General features: G+C 76.6%; 17 protein-coding genes. 5 read left to right on the top strand and 12 right to left on the bottom strand.

Going from position 1 to position 17,463, the window contains the following annotated elements:
• The first annotated feature begins 27 nt into the window (after nt 1–27).
• A complete protein-coding gene (locus ACRYMY_RS03045) occupies nt 28–630 on the top strand; it encodes a TetR/AcrR family transcriptional regulator (RefSeq protein WP_432545797.1) in 603 nt (200 codons plus the stop codon).
• 81 nt (nt 631–711) lie between these two features.
• Entirely contained in the window at nt 712–1,053 is a 342-nt protein-coding gene (locus ACRYMY_RS03040) for an L-rhamnose mutarotase (RefSeq protein WP_432545796.1), read from the top strand.
• Between the two features lie 18 nt (nt 1,054–1,071).
• On the opposite strand, the gene ACRYMY_RS03035 is transcribed toward ACRYMY_RS03040, so the two are convergent.
• The 9 genes from ACRYMY_RS03035 to ACRYMY_RS02995 form a co-directional block, all read right to left on the bottom strand.
• The gene (locus ACRYMY_RS03035; protein WP_432545795.1) at nt 1,072–2,412 is read right to left on the bottom strand and encodes an alpha-L-fucosidase; all 1,341 of its coding nucleotides are present in this window, start codon (nt 2,410–2,412) and stop codon (nt 1,072–1,074) included.
• A gap of 52 nt (nt 2,413–2,464) precedes the next feature.
• Nucleotides 2,465–3,361, bottom strand: a complete 897-nt coding sequence (locus tag ACRYMY_RS03030) for an amidohydrolase family protein (protein WP_432545794.1) — start codon at nt 3,359–3,361, stop codon at nt 2,465–2,467.
• Nucleotides 3,358–3,789, bottom strand: a complete 432-nt coding sequence (locus ACRYMY_RS03025; protein WP_432545793.1) for an RbsD/FucU domain-containing protein — start codon at nt 3,787–3,789, stop codon at nt 3,358–3,360. The genes ACRYMY_RS03030 and ACRYMY_RS03025 overlap by 4 nt, the downstream gene beginning before the upstream one ends.
• A gap of 5 nt (nt 3,790–3,794) precedes the next feature.
• Nucleotides 3,795–4,844, bottom strand: a complete 1,050-nt coding sequence (locus ACRYMY_RS03020; protein ID WP_432545792.1) for an aldo/keto reductase — start codon at nt 4,842–4,844, stop codon at nt 3,795–3,797.
• Between the two features lies 1 nt (nt 4,845).
• Nucleotides 4,846–6,885, bottom strand: a complete 2,040-nt coding sequence (locus ACRYMY_RS03015) for an alpha-L-fucosidase (RefSeq protein WP_432545791.1) — start codon at nt 6,883–6,885, stop codon at nt 4,846–4,848.
• Between the two features lie 62 nt (nt 6,886–6,947).
• The gene (locus tag ACRYMY_RS03010) at nt 6,948–7,853 is read right to left on the bottom strand and encodes a carbohydrate ABC transporter permease (RefSeq protein ID WP_432545790.1); all 906 of its coding nucleotides are present in this window, start codon (nt 7,851–7,853) and stop codon (nt 6,948–6,950) included.
• Nucleotides 7,843–8,757, bottom strand: coding sequence for a carbohydrate ABC transporter permease (locus ACRYMY_RS03005; protein WP_432545789.1), 915 nt, complete (start codon nt 8,755–8,757; stop codon nt 7,843–7,845). Before ACRYMY_RS03005 ends, ACRYMY_RS03010 begins: the two co-directional genes overlap by 11 nt.
• A gap of 81 nt (nt 8,758–8,838) precedes the next feature.
• Nucleotides 8,839–10,134 carry an ABC transporter substrate-binding protein gene (locus tag ACRYMY_RS03000; RefSeq protein WP_432545788.1) on the bottom strand — a complete coding sequence of 432 codons (1,296 nt, stop codon included), beginning with the start codon at nt 10,132–10,134 and terminating at the stop codon, nt 8,839–8,841.
• 150 nt (nt 10,135–10,284) lie between these two features.
• Nucleotides 10,285–11,295 carry a LacI family DNA-binding transcriptional regulator gene (locus ACRYMY_RS02995; RefSeq protein ID WP_432545787.1) on the bottom strand — a complete coding sequence of 337 codons (1,011 nt, stop codon included), beginning with the start codon at nt 11,293–11,295 and terminating at the stop codon, nt 10,285–10,287.
• A gap of 136 nt (nt 11,296–11,431) precedes the next feature.
• Between ACRYMY_RS02995 and ACRYMY_RS02990 the strand changes: the two genes are divergently transcribed.
• The gene (locus ACRYMY_RS02990; protein WP_432545786.1) at nt 11,432–12,142 is read left to right on the top strand and encodes a GAF domain-containing protein; all 711 of its coding nucleotides are present in this window, start codon (nt 11,432–11,434) and stop codon (nt 12,140–12,142) included.
• Nucleotides 12,139–12,567, top strand: coding sequence for a diguanylate cyclase domain-containing protein (locus tag ACRYMY_RS02985; protein WP_432545785.1), 429 nt, complete (start codon nt 12,139–12,141; stop codon nt 12,565–12,567). Before ACRYMY_RS02990 ends, ACRYMY_RS02985 begins: the two co-directional genes overlap by 4 nt.
• On the opposite strand, the gene ACRYMY_RS02980 is transcribed toward ACRYMY_RS02985, so the two are convergent.
• Complete coding sequence (locus ACRYMY_RS02980; RefSeq protein WP_432545784.1) at nt 12,564–13,709, bottom strand: MFS transporter; 1,146 nt, start codon at nt 13,707–13,709, stop codon at nt 12,564–12,566. The two genes, ACRYMY_RS02985 and ACRYMY_RS02980, sit on opposite strands and share 4 nt — an antisense overlap.
• A gap of 284 nt (nt 13,710–13,993) precedes the next feature.
• On the opposite strand from ACRYMY_RS02980, the gene ACRYMY_RS02975 reads away from it, so the two are divergent.
• Nucleotides 13,994–15,247: an MFS transporter gene (locus tag ACRYMY_RS02975; RefSeq protein WP_432545783.1), complete on the top strand. Its 1,254-nt coding sequence runs from the start codon at nt 13,994–13,996 to the stop codon at nt 15,245–15,247.
• Here the strand turns inward: ACRYMY_RS02975 and ACRYMY_RS02970 are convergent.
• Complete coding sequence (locus ACRYMY_RS02970) at nt 15,213–16,142, bottom strand: DUF808 domain-containing protein (RefSeq protein WP_432545782.1); 930 nt, start codon at nt 16,140–16,142, stop codon at nt 15,213–15,215. The two genes, ACRYMY_RS02975 and ACRYMY_RS02970, sit on opposite strands and share 35 nt — an antisense overlap.
• A gap of 55 nt (nt 16,143–16,197) precedes the next feature.
• Entirely contained in the window at nt 16,198–17,394 is a 1,197-nt protein-coding gene (locus tag ACRYMY_RS02965) for an FAD-dependent oxidoreductase (protein WP_432545781.1), read from the bottom strand.
• Nucleotides 17,395–17,463: the final 69 nt, after the last annotated feature.

The following is a 17,463-nucleotide window of genomic DNA, read 5'->3' as shown; positions in this document are numbered from 1 at the left end:
CAAGATGTCCTGTGCTGAGATGACGGCGTGGACCGACCCACCCCCCGCGAGCGGCGCCAGGCCGCGGCCCGGCGCGCGCTGGCCGAGCAGGCCCTGCGGCTGTTCGCCGAGCAGGGGTACGAGGCCACGACGGTCGCCGAGATCGCCGACGCCGCCGACATGTCCCCCCGCACGTTCTTCCGCCACGTGCGCGACAAGGACGAGGCGGTGTTCGCCGCCGACGAGGACCTGTTCACCGAGGTGGTCGACGCGGCCGCCCTGGCCGGTCCCGGCGTCCCGCCGCTGGCGCGGCTGCTGCACGGGGTGCGGGCGCTGGCCGGGTCGACCGGCCAGGACGGGGCCGCCAAGTGCGCCCGCGAGCGGGTCCTGGCGGAGAACCCGGTGCTGCGGGCGCGCGAGCTGGCCCAGCAGCTGCGCTGGCAGCAGCGGGCGGAGGAGTTCCTGCGCGAGCAGGGCGTCCCCGCCGGCGACGCCGCCCTGGCCGCCGGGCTCGTGCTGACGCTGTGGCGCGAGGCGTACCGGCGCTGGATCGCCGACGGCGGCGATCCGGGGGCGCTCGCGGGGTTCCTGGACGAGGTCACCGCCGAACTCCCCGGGCACGTGCGGGCGCTGGGCGCCGGCCGGGGCTGACCGGCCGCGGTCCCGCTCCGGCCACCGGTCCCCGGCGTACGCTCGCGGCAGCTCCGGCACCGGCTCCGAGAGGACGACGACGTGGTCGAGAAGGCCCTGCACACCCGCCTGCACGCCGATGCCGTGGAGGCGTACGACGCCCTGCACGCGGCGGTCCCCGACGACCTGCTGCGGGCGCTGGCCGAGGCGGGCGTGCGCGACTGGCGGATCTGGCGCAGCGGCCGGGACGTGTTCCACCTCGTCGACGTGGACGACTACGCCGCCATGCGCGAGCACCTGCGCGAGCACCCGGCGAACGTGGCCTGGCAGGCGCGTGTCACGCCCCTGCAGTCGACGCCGGACGACTACTCCGGCGACGGGGACGGCCTGCCCCCGGTGTGGAGCTTCGCCGCCCAGCGGGACGGGCGGGCCGGGCCCGGTTGACCCGCCCGCCCGACCCGCTCAGGCGAGGTCGACGGCCACCACCTGCGGGCCGGCCACCCGGCGCGGCGGCACCTGGACCTCCAGACCGCCGTCGGCGGCCCGCGCGGCGACCGCCGTGCCGTCCAGCAGGCGCGCGCCGGCGGGGTCCAGGGAACCGGCGCGCACCGGCAGCAGCACCCGTCCCTCCGCCTCCACCACGGCGTGCGCGGTGCGCCCGCGCAGGGTCCAGCGCACCCAGGGCTCCTCGGACGCCCCGCCGTCGGCGAAGACCTCCGCGCCGTGCACCGCGTCGGCGTGGAGCTCCATCCAGTCGCCGACCTGCTCCAGGCAGCGCCGCTGCAGCTCGGGGACCCGGCCCGCGGCGTCCGGGCCCACGTTGAGCAGGAGGTTGCCCCCGCGCGAGACGACGTCGAGCAGGTGGCGCACCGCTGCGGGCCCGTCCAGGTGGTGCTCGGGACCCTCGGCCCGGTTGTGGCCGAACGACAGCCCGATGCCGCGGCAGTTCTCCCACGCCCCGCCCGTCTCCACCGACCGGCCCTGCTGGTACTCGCTGGTGCGGAAGTCCCAGTGCGTCAGGCCCCAGCGGTCGTTGACGACGCCGTCGGGCGCGGCTGCGTAGAAGCGGTCCAGCAGGTGGGCGAAGCTGCGCGGCCCCGCGGGCTTGCCGGCGTCGGGCCACTCGATGTCGCCCCACAGCACGTCGGGGGCGTAGCGGTCGACCAGGTCGGCGACGTGGGCGGAGGCGTACTCGGTGTACGCCTCGTCGACGGGCCGCACCGCGGAGAAGTCCATGCCCGTGATGGGCGGGAAGTCGGTGAACCACCAGTCCAGGCCGCCGGAGTAGTAGGTGCCGAACCGCAGGCCCGCCGCGCGCGTGGCGGCGGCGAACTCGCCGACCAGGTCGCGGCGCGGGCCGCGGCGCACCGTGTTGCGGTCCCCGGTGCCCGGCGCGTCCCACAGGGCGATCCCGTCGTGGTGCTTGGTGGTGGGCACCACGTACCGCGCGCCGGCGCGGCGGAACAGGTCGACCAGCGCGGTGGCGTCGAACTCCTCGGCGCTCCAGCGGTCGAGGAAGTCGTCGTAGGGCGCTCCGCCGTGCACGTCGCGGTGGTGCTGCTGGGCGGGGCTGCCGTCGATGCGGATGGTGTTGGCGTACCACTCGGCGTACGGGTTGTGGGCGAACCACGTCCGCTCGTCGACGGTGCCCAGCTCACCGGTCGGCTCGGCCCAGGCCGGCACCGAGTACGCCCCCCAGTGCACGAAGATCCCGAACTTCGCGTCGCGGTACCACTGCGGCACCTCGCGCTCGAACCTGCGGTACGGCTCCGGGCGCTGCGGGGCGCCGTCGAACATCGCCACGGGGGTGTCTCCTCTGTCGGGGTCGGGCGGGGTCGGGCGGGGTCGGGCGGGGTCAGGTGGGCGTGGGGGCGGGGGCGGCGAGCCCGTAGACGGTGGCAGCGCCGCCGCCGAGCACGGCGGCGCGCTCACCGGGAGCCAGCCCGGCCAGCAGCGCGCGGGTGCGGGTGACGACGTCGGCGTAGCCGGCGGCCAGGGTGCTCACCGGCCAGTCGGTGCCGAACAGCAGGCGCCCGGGTCCGAACACCGCCAGCAGGTGCTCGACGGTGGGCCGCAGCACGTCGTCGGACGTCCCCGCCGGGACGAGGGTGAACAGCCCGGACAGCTTGCAGCGCACCTGCGGCCGCTGCGCCAGGCGGGTGACGGCGGCGGCCCACGCCGCCCAGCCGTCCCCGCCGACCGGAGGTTTCGCCCCGTGGTCGAGCACGAACGAGGCGCCGGGGGCCGCGGCGTCCACGGCGTCGACGAGGGCGCTCGCGGCGTCGAGCTGGTCGGCGCGCACGAGGAGGTCGTGCACCAGACCGGCCCGCGCGGCCGCCACCGCTCCGCGCAGGACCTCGGGGCGCTCCAGCCAGGCCGTCCCCGGTTCGTCCTCCGCCTGGTGCCGCACCCCGGCCAGCAGCGCGCCGCCGGGCGCCCGCCGCAGCTCCGCGACCCGGGCCGGCACGTCGCCGGCCAGGTCCACCCAGCCGACGACCGCGGCGACGAGGCCGTCGCTCCCGTCGGCCACCCGCAGGAACTCCCGCGTCTCCTCGTGGGCGGAGACGGTCTGCACGAGGACCGTGCGCTCCACCCCGGCTGCGCTCGTCGCGGCACGCAGGTCGTCGAGGTCGAACGGGCGGCGCAGCGGTTCCCGGCCGGGCACCTCCATCCACGGGTAGCGGCGGCGGGCCGGGTCCCACAGGTGGTGGTGGGCGTCGACGACGGGGTCTTCGGGCGGCGCGGCGCTCACCCCGGCCCGCCCGCGCGCACCCCCACCGTGAGGACCAGGTTGGCGCACAGCCGCTGGTCCGCGGTGGCGACCACCACGGCGACGTCCTCACCGCGGGTCTCGTCGTAGAACTTCCACCGGTCCGCCTGCACGAGCACGGGGACGCCCGGCCCCAGGAGCCGGTCGTAGTCGGCGTGGGCGTCGACGACCGCGCCGTCGGGGGTGCCCATGTAGGTGGCCGCCTCGACGGGCACCGCCTCCAGCAGCGGTTCGAGCACGTCGGGCACGCTGACCAGCCCGGTCCGCAGGTTCAGGTGCACGACCTCGACGTCGGGACGCACGGCGGTGCGCAGCGGGAAGTTGCCGTCCGCCAGGACGATCCGGTCGCCGTGCCCGGCGCGCGCCAGCGCGGCCAGCAGCGGCGGGTGCAGCAGGCGGTAGTTCAGCACGACCCTCAGCCCTCCTCGTCGCGGCCGGGGATCGTCCCGTCCTCGTCCCACAGGTCGCGCCAGGAGCGCGAGCCCGGCCACAGGAACACCTGCCCCTTGATGAGCCGGTTGCCGCGCTCGGCCGAGCGCAGCGCCTCCACCTCCGCGGGCGTCAGCGGGTCCTCGGTCACCGCGCGCAGGTTCGCCGTGTACTGCGCCGGCTTGACCGCGAACGGGATGGGGACCTGCCCGCGGGCGACCGCCCACTTCAGGCACACCAGCGCCGGGTGGACGCCGTGCGCGGCGGCGATCTCGCGCACCACCGGCAGCTCGGTGTCGGCGACGTCGTCGGGGGTGCGGTCGCGCTCGGGCCGCGACGGCGAGCCCAGCGGGGAGTACCCCACCGGCAGGACGTCGTGCTCGACGCAGAAGGAGAACAGCTCCTCCTGCTGGAACGTCGGGTGCAGCTCCATCTCGTTCAGCGCCGGGCGCACGCGCGCGTCGGCCAGCAGCAGCCGCAGCTTGGGGACGGTGGTGTTCGAGGTGCCCAGGTGCCGCACCAGGCCGGCGTCGACGAGCCCCTCCAGCGCCCGCCACAGCGCCAGGTACGCGTCGTGGTCGTAGGGGCGGGCGTGCGGGTCGCGGGCGTCCGTCTCGGCCATCGGCGGGTGGTGGTTGGGGAAGGGCCAGTGCACGAACACGGCGTCCAGGTGCTCCAGCCGCAGGTCGCGCAGCGAGCGGTGGACCGAGGCGACCGCGGCGTCCGGGTCGTGGGCGTCGTTCCACACCTTCGACATGACGAACACGTCCTCGCGGGGCAGCCCGGCCTCGAACGCCCCGGCCAGCGCGGCGCCGACCTGCGCCTCGTTGCCGTACACCGAGGCGCAGTCCACCAGCCGGTACCCGGCGCGCAGGGCACCGGCGACGGCCGCGGCCACCTCGTCGGGCCCGTAGCGGTCGGAGCCGAAGGTGCCCACGCCGATGGCGGGGATCCGCGCGCCGCCGGCGAGGACGCGCTGCGGGACCAGCGCGGGGTCGACGGCGTCCGCCGGCACGTCGGGCAGGGTGTCGGTCACGTCAGGCTCCTCGGGGGTTCGGGGTCGGGGGGTGCTCGAGGACGAGCAGGGCGTGCCCGTCGAGGACGGTGACGCGCACGTGGGCGGCGCCGTCCTCCACGCGCACCTCCAGCGGGGTCCCCACCGGCTGCAGGACGGCGGTGGACGGCGGCCGCGGGCAGCGCACGACGACGTCGACGTCGACGAGCGGGAACGGGTCCTCGACGAGGTCGAGCCCCTCGCCGCCCAGCCCCGCGCCCACCCGCGTCGGCAGGTAGCTGAGCAGGCTGACGACGGTCCGCTCCTCGCCGCGGTGGGCCACCACCTCCAGGTGCAGCGGACCCGTCGCGGTGACCACGGGCCGCGGCAGGAGCTCGCGCAGCAGGGCGCCGAGGACGGTGCGGTGGGCCTCCAGCCCGAACCGGCCGTAGGAGCTCAGCAGCGGCTGGGCGACGGCGACGACCCGGCCGCGGCGGGTGACCGACGGGGAGTCCGTCACCCCCGCGGCGGAGTCCGGCGGCGTGTAGGAGTGCCCGCTGGAGCGCCGCCAGTCGCGGTCGAAGAAGGGCGCGACGGTGCCGACGAGGACCTCGGTGCCCGGCAGGGGGCGCACCCGCAGGCCCCGCTCGTACACGACGGCGTCGAGGCCGAGGTCGGGGACGGCGGGGTGGACGCTGCGCAGGAAGGTGGTGGCGTGCTCCGCCTCGCCCAGCACCTCCAGGCCCGCCTCCGGGACGCTGACCGCCCCGTCGGGACCGCGCAGGCCCTCCCCCACCAGCAGGAGCCCGCCGCCGCGGGCCGCGTGCGCGGACAGCGCCCGCGACAGCGCCGCGTCGACGCGGGTCGTCTCGGGGACGACGACGACCTCGTAGGCGGACAGGTCCGCGGTGGGCGGGACCACGTCGAACTGCTGGCGCAGCTGCTGCAGGACGCGGACCGCCCCGATCCCCGCCGCCCCGGGGGCGTCGCCGAGGTCGGGGTCGACGACGAGGGCGACCTGCGCCACCGGCGACGTGCCCGCCAGGTGCTCCTCGCACGCCGCGACGCGGGCGTAGGAGCGGCCGACGCGCTCGTAGACGGCGGCGTCGGGGACACCGCGCGGGTGCAGGAGGTCGCCCACGCCGTTGGTGAGGCCGTAGCTGAGGATCTGCCGGGTCTCGTAGTCGAGGGCGGCCTGGGGCTTCAGCCCCGCGTTGTCGCCCCAGCTGCGGTGGAACCGGCCGGTGTGGCTGAGGGTCGGCAGCCCCAGCGGGCGCACGAACCGGGCCACGTACGGCAGGTAGGCGTACCCCCACCCGCCGGTGGGCAGCGACTCGACCTCGACGTGCCGCAGCATCCGCGCCTCGGCGTGCAGGTTCGTCTTGGGCCGGGAGTTGAACCACACCCCGGAGGCGACGTCGGGCGCCAGGTGCGGGGCGGCCAGGTCGCGGAAGCGGGCCATGTACCGCAGGGCGACCTGCCGGGCGTGGGCGTCGCGGCCCTGCTGGGTCGTCGGGTCCAGGCCCGCCGCCAGGGCGGCCTCGTTCGCCGCGCGGGTGCTGCTGGGCTGGTCCCAGCACATGTCGAGGAACAGCCCGTCGACCTGCCCGAGGTGCTCCAGCACCTCGGCGACCTGCCCGGCCAGGTGGTCCTGGTAGCCGGTGGACATGTCGAGCACGTGCCAGCCGGCGGTGTAGGCGTCGCCCTGCTCGTGGCTGCCCTCCCGGCGGCGCACCAGCGTCATCTCCGGGGTCTGCGCCACCCACTCGGGGTGCTCGCGGGCGGCGTGCTCGTCGACCTGGACGCTGAGGTAGACGGGCGCGCGGATCCCGACGGCGTGCAGCGCGTCGACCTGCTCGCGCAGCAGGTCCAGGCCGGGGACGAGCCCCGGGTGCCGCTCGGGGCGGTCGGTGTCGAAGTAGAGCATCCCGTGGTGGCACTTGGCGAAGACCGTGACGCTGTCGACGTGGGCGTCGAGGAAGGTCCGCGCGAAGGCGCGCGGGTCGAAGTCGGCGCCCACGTCGGGGACGTCGGGACCGGTGTGGAAGTCGAGGTGGACCGTGCGGCGGGGGAAGAAGGTCATCGGTGCGGCCCTCCGGACCGGGCGTGCTGCTGCGTGGGGGCGGTGCGCGGGTGCGTCGGCGGTCAGCGGCCGCCCAGCCCGGACATCGCGATGCCCCGCACGAGGTGGCGCTGCAGCAGCAGGACGACGACGACCGTGGGCACCATGGAGATCGTCGCGGCCGCCATCAGCAGGTGCCACTGGTTGCCCTGCTGACCCAGGAACAGGTTGAGGCCGAGGGGGACGGTGGCCATCTGCTGGCTGTTCGTGATGATCAGCGGCCACAGGAAGCTGTTCCAGTAGTTGATGAAGGTGAAGACGGCCAGGACGGCCACCGCGGGGCGGGCGATCGGCAGGATCACCTGCACCAGGACCCGCAGCCGGTTGGCCCCGTCCACCAGCGCCGCCTCCTCCAGCTCCCGGGGGATGCCGCGGAAGAACTGCCGCAGCAGGAAGGTGCCGAAGGCGGAGAACGCCCACGGCAGGACGAGCGCCTGGTAGGTGTTGGTCCACCCGAACTCCTGCATGAGGATGAACATCGGGACGACCATGACCTCCTGCGGCACCATGAGGGTCACCAGGTACAGCAGGAAGAAGAACTCGCGCCCGCGGAACTCCAGCCGGGCGAAGGCGTACGCCGCCAGCACCGAGGTGACGCACGTGACGACCGTCCCCGCCACGGAGACGATGATCCCGTTGACCATGAAGCGGCCGAACGGCACGTAGCCCCACGCGGTGGCGAAGTTGTCGAAGCGCAGGCTGCTGCCGACCAGGCGCGGCTCGCCGAACACCTCCGCGGCCGGCTTCAGGGCCGTGGCGACCATCCAGACGAAGGGGACGAGGAAGAGCAGCAGGACCAGCGTCAGCAGCACCTGGGAGACGACCGCGGGGCGGGCCGGGTCGTTCGGCGCGTACCGGCGCCGGCCGCGCCGGCGCCCGCCGCGCCGCGGCGCCCGGGCCGTCCGGGACCGCACGGCCTCAGTGGTCATAGTGGACCCACCTCCGCTGGCCCAGGAACTGCAGGCCGGTGACGAGGACGATGAGCAGCAGCAGCACCGTGGCGATCGCCGAGGCGGTGCCGAGCTGGAAGAACTGGAAGCCGGACTGGTACATCAGCATGACGGTCGTCTGGGTCGCGTTGCCCGGTCCGCCGCCGGTGAGGATGTACGGCTGGGCGAACACCTGGAACGACGTGATGAGCGTCATCACCGCGGCGAAGAACATCGACGGGGACAGCATCGGCACGGTGATGCTCCAGAACCGGCGCAGCGTGCCCGCACCGTCGATGGCGGCCGCCTCGTACAGGTTGCGGTCGATGGCCTCCAGCCCGGCGGCGAAGACGAGCATGTTGTAGCCGAAGCCCTGCCACACGGACATCAGCACGACGCACACCATGGCCGAGAACGGCCCGCCGAGCGGGTTCTGCGCGCCCAGGCCGAACCAGGACTGCGCCACGGTGTCGTACAGCCCGCCGGGTTGCAGCAGGAGGCGCCAGACCAGCGCGTTGGCCACCATCGGCGTCACGGCCGGCAGGAAGAACAGCACCCGGTACAGCCCGCGGCCCCGGATGCGCGGGCCCATCCACAGTGCCAGCCCCAGCGAGACGACGAAGTTCAGCGGCACGTACAGCACCACGAAGACCGTGGTGTTCAGCATCGCCCGCCAGAACGCCGGGTCGGACGTGAACAGCGTCCGGAAGTTGTCCAGCCCGGTGAACGTGCGCTCGCCGAGCAGCGGCCAGACGAAGAAGGCCAGGCCGATGGACCCCACGATCGGGATGAGCGTGAAGACCGCGAAGCCCGCGGCGCTGGGAGCCAGGAACCCCCACGCCGTCAGGGACCGGCGGCGGCCGACGGCCGCGGTCGCCGTCGCGCTGCGGACGTCCCGTCTCACCGGGGGGAGGGTGACGGCCACGGCACCTCCCCCCGCCCGACGGGCGCGCGGTGCGGCGGCACCGCGCCGGTGCGGACCACCTCAGGACCCGCCGACCTGCGACTGGATCTGCTGCAGGAAGGACTCGGCGTCCTGCTGCCCGTTGAAGGCCGGGATGCCGTACTGCTGGAAGAGCTGGCCCAGCTGGTTCATCTGCGGGTTGGTGCGCAGGTAGGTGGAGTTCTCGATGGCGTACTCCAGCGCCGGCTGCGCGTCGGCCAGCTCGCCCTGGTACCAGGAGGCGGCCTGCTCGGTGCGGGCCGGGTAGGCGCGCCCGATCTCCCCGAGGTGCTGCAGCGCCTCGGGCCCGGTCAGCACCGACAGCGCCCGCACCGCCTCCTCCGGTGCCGAGCAGCTCGACGAGACGCCGTAGCCGGAGCCGGCCAGGTGCGAGGCGGACCCGTCGGGGCCCGCCGGCATCGGAGCCACCCCGGGCGTGAAGGCGGCGTTCTGGACGATGTTGCCGTACTGCCAGGGCCCGTCGACGACCATGGCGGTGGTCCCGGCCATGTACTGGTTGAGCGACTCCAGGCCGTCGTTCGTCGCCGGCAGGGCCGGGCTCAGGCCCTGCTCCCGCATCGCCTGCAACGTCTCGAAGACTCCGATCATCTCGGGGGTGTCGAGGTTCAGCTCGCCGTCGTCGCCGATGGCCTGCTGCCCCGTCAGCGTGAGGGACCACGCCGTGAACGCGTCGTAGGAGGGGAAGAAGCCGTAGGCGTTGATCCCGCTGGCCTGCAGCGCCTCGGCGGCGGCGGTGAAGTCCTCCACCGTCCAGCCGGGTTCGGGCAGGGGCACACCGGCCGCCTCGAAGGCGTCGGCGTTGAAGAACACCACGAGGGGGCCGAGGTCGTAGGGCACCGCGACCTGCGTGCCGTCCACCTGCAGCGAGGCGGCCATCTCCTGGTTGAAGTCCGCCATGTCGATGCCGGCCGCCTGCAGCTCGTCCTCCGGCAGCGGCCGCAGCAGGTCCGCGATCAGCGGCACGCGGGGGCCCTGGACCCCCAGGAGGCAGGCGACGTCCCCGCCGCTGGCCTGCGCGGTCAGCTTGGTCCAGTAGTCGGCGAAGGAGCTGGTCTGCAGCTCCAGGCGGATGTCGGGGTGCTGCTCGGTGACCATCTCGGACAGGCGGTTCAGGGCGTCGGTCTCGATCTGGGAGTTGGCCCACATCTGCCAGGTCAGCGTGGTGACGTCGCCGTCGGTGGTGGCGCCACCGCCGGCCTCGGAGTCGCCGCCGCCGCAGGCGGACAGGGCCAGGACGAGGGCGGCCGCGGCCACGGCGGACCGGGCGCGGCGCTGGGGGCGGGGCCGCCTCGCGGGGCGGGCGTGCAGATCGGCCATGATCCGTCCTTCGTCGTCGAAGTTCTGCGCCGACGGTGCGAGCCCGCCGCGCAGGGCGTGGCGGAACGGTACGCGAAACGATTCGCGTGGACAAGGGGCGCGACCGCCGGCTCCCTCCCCCGGCGGCCGGCGAGCGCCCCGGCGCCGCCCTCAGCCCCGCGGCGGCCCGACGGAGCCGCCCGGCACGAAGCGCCCCGCCAGCACCCGCCGGCGCGGGGCGGGCCCCTCCCCGTCGCCGGCCAGCCGCTCGCGCATCAGCTCGGCGGCCTCCCGCGCGATCCCCCGCACGGGCTGCACGTACACGGACGTGCGCGGCCGGGCGACCTGCGCGACGACCTCGCCGTCGAAACCGACGAGGGAGACGTCCCCGGGCACGTCGACGCCCGCCTCGTTGAGCGCGACGACCGCCCCGAGGGTGAGCTCGTAGTTCGTGGCGTACACCGCCGTGGGCCGCCGCTCGCGCGCGAGGAGGGCGTGCACCGCCTCGCGGCCGGTGCGCACCGTCAGCGGGCCGCGGACCACGTGCTCGCGGGCCACGGGCAGCCCCGCGGCGCGCATGGCCCGGCGGAACCCGGTCAGCCGCTCGCGCATCGTCCACACGTCCGGGGTGCCGGTCACCACGGCGATCTCGCGGTGCCCGTGCTCGACGAGGTGGCGCACGACCTGCGCGGAGGCCCCGGTGTTGTCGAGGACCACGGCGTCGCAGTCCAGCCCGCTCACCAGCCGGTCCACGAGCACCACCGGCAGCCCGCGCGCGGCCGCAGCGCGCAGCGGCTCGCCGTCGTGCCGGCCGGGCACGGCGATGACGCCGTCCACCCGCCGGTCCACCAGCAGGTCCACCGCACCGGCGGCCCCCGCGGCGGAGGTGTGGCTGGAGACGACCACGACGCTGACGCCGACGTCCTTGAGGACCGCCTCGACCCCCGCGATGACCTCCAGGTGGAAGTCGTTGTCCAGCGCCGGCAGCAGCACGCCCACCGTCCCCGAGCGCCGGGTGCGCAGGCTGCGCGCCACCTCGTTGACGCGGAACCCCAGGTCGGCGGCGGCCTCCTCGATCGCCGCCCGGTTGGCCGCCAGCACGTTGCCGCCGTTGAAGTGCTTGGAGATCGTGGCCAGCGACAGGCCGGTCATCCGCTGGATGTCCTTGTACGTGGGCGGCACGCGGTGGTCCTCGGGGGTTCTGCGGGGCTGGCCGCCCCGGGCGGGAGGGCTCCCAGTGTGGCAGGGGACCGCCCGCGGGGCCGCCGACCGGAGGGGCCGCCTTGCCGGTCCCGCCGGGCAGGACGAGCATGGCCGGGTGCCGCCCGGCGCGACGTCGCCCCGGGGGCCGCTGGCCGAGGCGGAGCGCCTGTCAGCGGTCCGCGACGCGGTGCGCGCCGCCCGGGAGGGCGAGAGCCTGGACCGGCTGGTGCGCGCGGCCGCCCGGGCCCTGCGGGTGCCGGTGGCGATGGTCTCGTTCATCGAGGAGGACCGGGAGGTCGTCCAGGCGGCGGTGGGCCTGCCGGAGCCGTGGGCCTCGCAGCGCTGGACGCCGCTGTCGCACTCCCTGTGCGCGCAGGTGGTCGCCCAGGAGGGACCCGTGGTGCTCTTCGACGCGCGCGTCGACCCGGCCCACCGCGAGCACGCCGCCGTCGTGGAGATGGGCGCCGGCGCCTACGCCGGCTACCCCCTCCACCAGGGCGAGCACGTCCTCGGCGCGTTCTGCGCCGCCGACGTCGCGCCCCGGCAGTGGACGGAGGACGACCTCCTGCTGCTGGAGGACTTCGCCGCCACCGTGTCCACGGAGCTGTCGCTGCGGGTGGCCGTGCAGGAGCTGGAGGCGACCCGCGCCCGGGTGCGCGGGCTGGAGCGGCAGCTGGGCGCGCGCTCGCGCCCCCCCCCCGGGACCCGGGGCCCCCCCCCGCGCCGCCAGCCGGGCGCGGGGGCCGCCCGGGGCGCCCGCGCCCGCCCCCCCCGCCGCCCCCCCCCCCCCCCCCCCCCCCCCCCCCCCCCCCCCCCGACCCGGTGACCGGGGCCGCCGACCGGCGCGTCCTGCTGGAGCGGCTGGCCGAGGAGGACGCCAGGCTGCAGCGCCGCCCCGGCGAGCTGGCGCTGGTGCTGCTGGCGCTGGACGACCCCGCGCGGATCACCGGCGTGGCCGGGCGACGGGCCGAGGACGCCGTCCTGGCCGAGGTCGCCGCGCGCCTGCAGGTGCAGCTGCGGCGCACCGACCTGCTCGCCCGCAGCGGTGACCACGAGTTCGCCGTGGTCCTGCCCGGTGCGGGCGCGGCGGCGGCCGCCGAGCTGGCGCAGCGGCTGCGCGCCGCGGTCGCGGCCGGGCCCGTCGCCGGGTGGGACGTCACCGTCACGACCGCCAGCGCCGTCCACGACCCCGCCCGCGGCGCCGACGGGCTGCTCGCCGACGCGGTGGCCGACCTGCGGGCGCGGCGCTAGCGGCGCGCCGGCCGCGCCGCCACGAGCGCGACGGCCACCCCCGCCAGCACCAGGACGCCGTAGCCGGACGCGATCTGCACCACCGTGGCGACGTCCGTGAGGCGGCCGGCGACGAGGCTGGGGACGGCGGCGCTGGAGTAGTTCAGCAGGAACACCGTGGACAGCAGCCCGGCCCGGTCGGCGGGCGCGGTGCGCGCCAGCAGGGTGCGCATCCCCCCGGTCTGCGCGGCGCCCTGGGCGACCCCGGTGAGCAGGCTGACCACGAGGAACGGCACGACGGCCCCCGCGGCGAGCGCCGCGAGGATCCCCACCACGCCCGCGGCGTACAGGGCGGCACCGACCCGCACGGCGCGGTCGGCGCGCAGCCGCGCCGTCAGCGGGCCGCCCAGCGCGCTGAGGACGGTGAAGGAGGCGAAGACGGCCGCGGCCGTCAGCGCCGCGTCCGAGCCCAGCTCGTCGCGGGCGATCGTCGGCCCGAACGCCTGGTAGAAGCCGCCGAGGGACCAGGTGGCCACGACGACCGCGGCCACCGCCACGAGGGGGCGGCGCGCGCCGGGGGGCACGTGCACGCGCGGGCGCAGCGAGGCGGCCGCCCCGCGCAGGCGCACCGCGCGCCGCCCCGCCCGCTCGACCGTCTCCGGGCCCGCGGCCACCCCCGCGGCGACGGCGACCAGCGCGACCGCGACGACCGCGTACAGCAGGTGGCGCGGGGCGGGCCCGTGGTCCACGAGGGCGCCGCAGGCCAGCGCGCCCAGCGGGATCCCGAGCATGGGCGCCGCGCTGGTGACCACGGCCGCCAGCCAGCGCGGCCGCTCCGGCGCGGTGTCGACGACGAGGGCGCCCAGCGCGCTGGAGGCCAGCCCGGTGGCCAGGCCCTGCAGCAGCCGCCCGGCCGCCAGCGGCGCGAGCCCGTCGACCACCTGCAGGACACCGAGACCGGCCGCCGAGGTCAGCAGCGCGGCCACCCCGAGGGGGCGGCGCCCCAGGTGGTCGGACAGCCGGCCCAGCACCAGCAGGGACAGCGCGGCGGCCGCCAGGTACAGGGCGGTCGCCACGGTCAGGTCGGCGGTCGTCAGCCCGTCCTGCGCCCGGTAGGTGTTGTAGAGCGGGATCGGCGTGCCGGCGGAGACGAACACCAGCACGAGCGCGGTGGAGGCGACGGCGAACCCGGCGGGCCCGGCGGACCCGGTGGAGCGGCGTGCGGACGTGGTGCCTCCTCGACGGGGTGGGCGCCGGCGGCGCGCCGGCGCCCCCACCCTGGCACCGCGGCGACCGGGCGCTGCGGAAAGGCCGGACCGCACCGCTCCGGGGGTGCCACGATCACCGCGTGCTCCCACCCCTGCCGCGGCGGGCCGTCCGGGCGACGTCCCGGCCACCCGGCCCGACCGCGCGTCCGCCCGGACCAGCGGACCCCGAGCAGCGCCGGGTGCTGCGGGTGCTGGTGCTGGCGCAGGTCCTCTCGGGCGCGGGCCTGGCGGCCGGCATCACCGTCGGCGCGCTCCTGGCCCAGGACCTGCTCGGCTCCACCCGCCTGGCCGGGCTGCCCGCCGCCCTGTTCACCGCCGGCTCGGCCGCCGCGGCGCTGCTCGTCGGCCGGCTCTCGGAGCGCCGCGGCCGCCGGCCCGGGCTCGCGCTGGGGTACCTCGTGGGCGCAGTGGGCAGCGGCGGGGTGGTGCTGGCGGCCGCGCTCGGGGACGTGGCGCTGCTGTTCGGCGCGCTGCTGGTGTACGGCGCGGGCAGCGCGACCAACCTGCAGGCCCGCTACGCCGGGGCGGACCTGGCCCCGCCGGCCCGGCGCGGTCGGGCGGTCAGCACCGTCCTCGTCGCCACCACGCTGGGCGCCGTCGTGGGGCCGCTCCTCGTCGGGCCCACGGGGACCGTCGCCGAGCGCTGGGGGGTCCCCGCGCTGGCCGGGCCGTTCCTGCTGGCCGGGCTCGCCTACGCCGCGGCCGGGCTCGTGCTGGCGACCCTCCTGCGCCCGGACCCGCTGCTGCTGGCCCGGGCGCGCGCGGAGCGCGAGCCCGGTGGTCGCGGACCGGGCGCGACGGACCCGGGCACCGCGCCCGGGTGGCCGCCGGGCGTGCGGCGGGCCGTGCTGGGGGCGGCCGCGGTCATGGTCGTCACGCAGCTGGTGATGGCCGCCGTGATGACCATGACCCCCGTGCACATGCGCGCCCACCACCACTCCGTGTCCGCGACCGGCCTGGTCATCGCTGTCCACGTGGGTGCGATGTACCTGCCGTCCCCGTTGTCGGGCTGGCTGGTCGACCGGTTCGGCGCCCCGCGGGTGGCCGGTGCGGGCGCGGTCACGCTCCTGCTGGCGGGGCTGGTCGCCGCCACCGCCCCGGGCGGTTCGGTGCCGGCGCTCACCCTGGCGCTGGCGCTGCTGGGACTGGGCTGGAGCTTCGGCCTCGTCTCGGGCACCGCGGTGCTCTCCGGCGCCGTCCCGCTGGAGGTCCGCGCCCGCACCCAGGGCGCGGTCGACCTGTCGATCGCGCTGGCCGGCGCCGCCGGCGGGATGGGGTCCGGGTTCGTCGTGGCGGGCGCCGGGTTCCCGCTGCTCTCCCTCGGGTGCGGCCTGCTGGCGCTGCTGGTCCTGCCGGCCGTCGCCCTCGCCGCCCGCGGCCCGGGAGCGGTGAGCACCCTCAGTGCTGCGCCGCGCGCCGGCGGTGGATCGTGACGGAGGCCAGGGCGACCAGGACGGCGCCCACCAGCAGGCCCAGCACGGCGCTGGCGAGCGTGTCGACCACCCACCGGGCCAGGCCCCCGACGGCGCCGGCGGCCGCGTCGGCGGCGTCCTCGAGGTGGTGGACCGCCCCGTACAGCCCGTGCCAGCCCAGCTCGTCCGTGCCCACCAGCAGGATGTGCCCGCCGACCCAGAGCATCGCCGCGACACCGACGACCGTCAGCACGGTCAGCAGCTTCGGCATCGCCGCGACCAGACCGCGGCCGAGGCGGGCGACGCCCGGGGAGGGCCGCTTGGCCAGCGCCAGCCCGGCGTCGTCCATCTTCACGATGAGGCCGACGGCGCCGTAGACGAGCACGGTGATCGCGACGCCGACCACGACGAGGATCGCCAGGCGGGAGAAGAACGGCTGGTCGACGACCTCGTTCAGCGAGATCACCATGATCTCGGCGGACAGGATGAGGTCGGTGCGGATCGCGCCGCGCACGAGGGTGTCCTCGTCCTTCAGGACGCCGTCCTCGCCGTGGCCGTGGCCGCTGACCTTGGCCCACAGCTTCTCCGCGCCCTCGTAGCACAGGTAGGCACCGCCGAGCATGAGCAGCGGTGTGAGCAGGAACTCCGCGAACTGGCTGAGCACCAGGATCACCGGGAGGATGATCAGCAGCTTGTTGCGCAGGGAGCCGACCGCGATGCGCTTGACGATCGGCAGCTCCCGGTCGGCGGTCAGGCCGCGCACGTACTGCGGGGTGACGGCGGCGTCGTCGACGACGACGCCCGCCGCCTTGGCGCCGGCGCGCGCCGCGGCGACGCCGATGTCGTCCACGGAGGCCGCGGCCGCCCGCGCGATCACGGCCACGTCGTCCAGCAGGGCTACCAGTCCACCGGGCACCGGAGGGTCCTCTCGCTCGAGCCCCGGCCCGTACCGGAGCGGCTCAGCGTCCCACCTACCCGTTCCCGGCGCCTCCACCGCGCGCGCCGCCCGCCGTCCGGCCCGACTCCCGGCCCACCCCGAAGCGCGCCGGGGGCTCGCCGTCCCCGGTGGCGAGGTCCGCGGCCAGCTCCCCCAGCAGGGGCGCGAACTTCGCTCCGTGCCCGGAGCAGGCGGACACGACGGTGAGGCCGTCGGCGCCGTCGAGGACGAACACCTCGCCGGGGGTGGTGGTGTACAGGCAGGTGGTCTCCGCGTACGGCTCGGGCACCAGCCCGGGCAGCCGCCGGCGCACGTGCGCCGCGACGCGGGCGCGGTTCGCGGCGTCGACCACGCCGGTGCGCGCGGCCGCGGAGCCGATCGGGCGCCCGGCGTGGTGCTCGGCGACCTTCAGGCCGCGGTGCTGCGCGTCGCGCCCGCCGGGCAGCGCGTACACCGTCGAGCCCGGTTCCCCGTGGACGACGGTGGGCCAGGTGTCGTGCGGGTGCTCGTCGCGGCAGGGGAAGTGGAACGCGCTCTCCTGCGTGACCTCCAGCGGCGGGAACGCCGCCAGGAACCCCGGCGGCAGCGGCAGGCCGCCCAGCAGGTCGGGCAGCCAGCCGCCGGCGCAGACGACGACGCGCTCGGCGTCGACGACGTCACCGCCGCCCGAGCGCGCGGTGAACCCCGTGCCGTTGCGCCGCAGGCGTTCCAGCGGCCAGCCGGTGAGCACCCGGGCGCCGGCCGCGCGGGCCAGGCCGAGCATCGCGCGCACGGCGCCCTCGGCGTCCAGGACGGCGCCGCCGGGGTGGAACAGCACCTCGCCGTCGGCGGCGACCTGCGGCCAGCGCGCGCGGGCCGCGGCGGCGCTCAGCAGCTCGTGCTCCACCCCGGCGGCCGCCATCACGCGCGCCAGGGCCCGGGGATCGCGGCCGGGGCCGTGGTCGAGGGCGCCGGTGGTCCGCAGCAGCGCCGTGCCGGACCGGCGTTCCAGCTCGCGGAAGCCCGCGGCCGCGCGCACGACCATCTCGACGTCGGCGCGCTCGGCGTAGGCGTAGCGCAGGACGCGCGCCGAGCCGTGGGAGGAGCCGTCCGGCGCGGCGGGCACGGCGCGCTCCACGACGGTGACCTCGCACCCGCGCTCGGCCAGCCGCCAGGCCGTCGCGGCCCCCGCCAGCCCCGCGCCGACCACCAGGTACCGCGACGCGTCCCCGCGCCCTCCCGCTCCCGCCACCCCCCGACCCTCCCACCCCCGCGTCCGGCTCCTGGCGCGCTCACCACCCCTCCCGGCGGCGGGAGGGGT

The organism is Kineococcus haloalkalitolerans (genome assembly GCF_050871905.1).
Lineage (GTDB): Bacteria > Actinomycetota > Actinomycetes > Actinomycetales > Kineococcaceae > Kineococcus.
The sequence above is the reverse complement of the archived record's forward strand: the minus strand, read 5'-3'. Positions and strand labels throughout refer to the sequence as shown.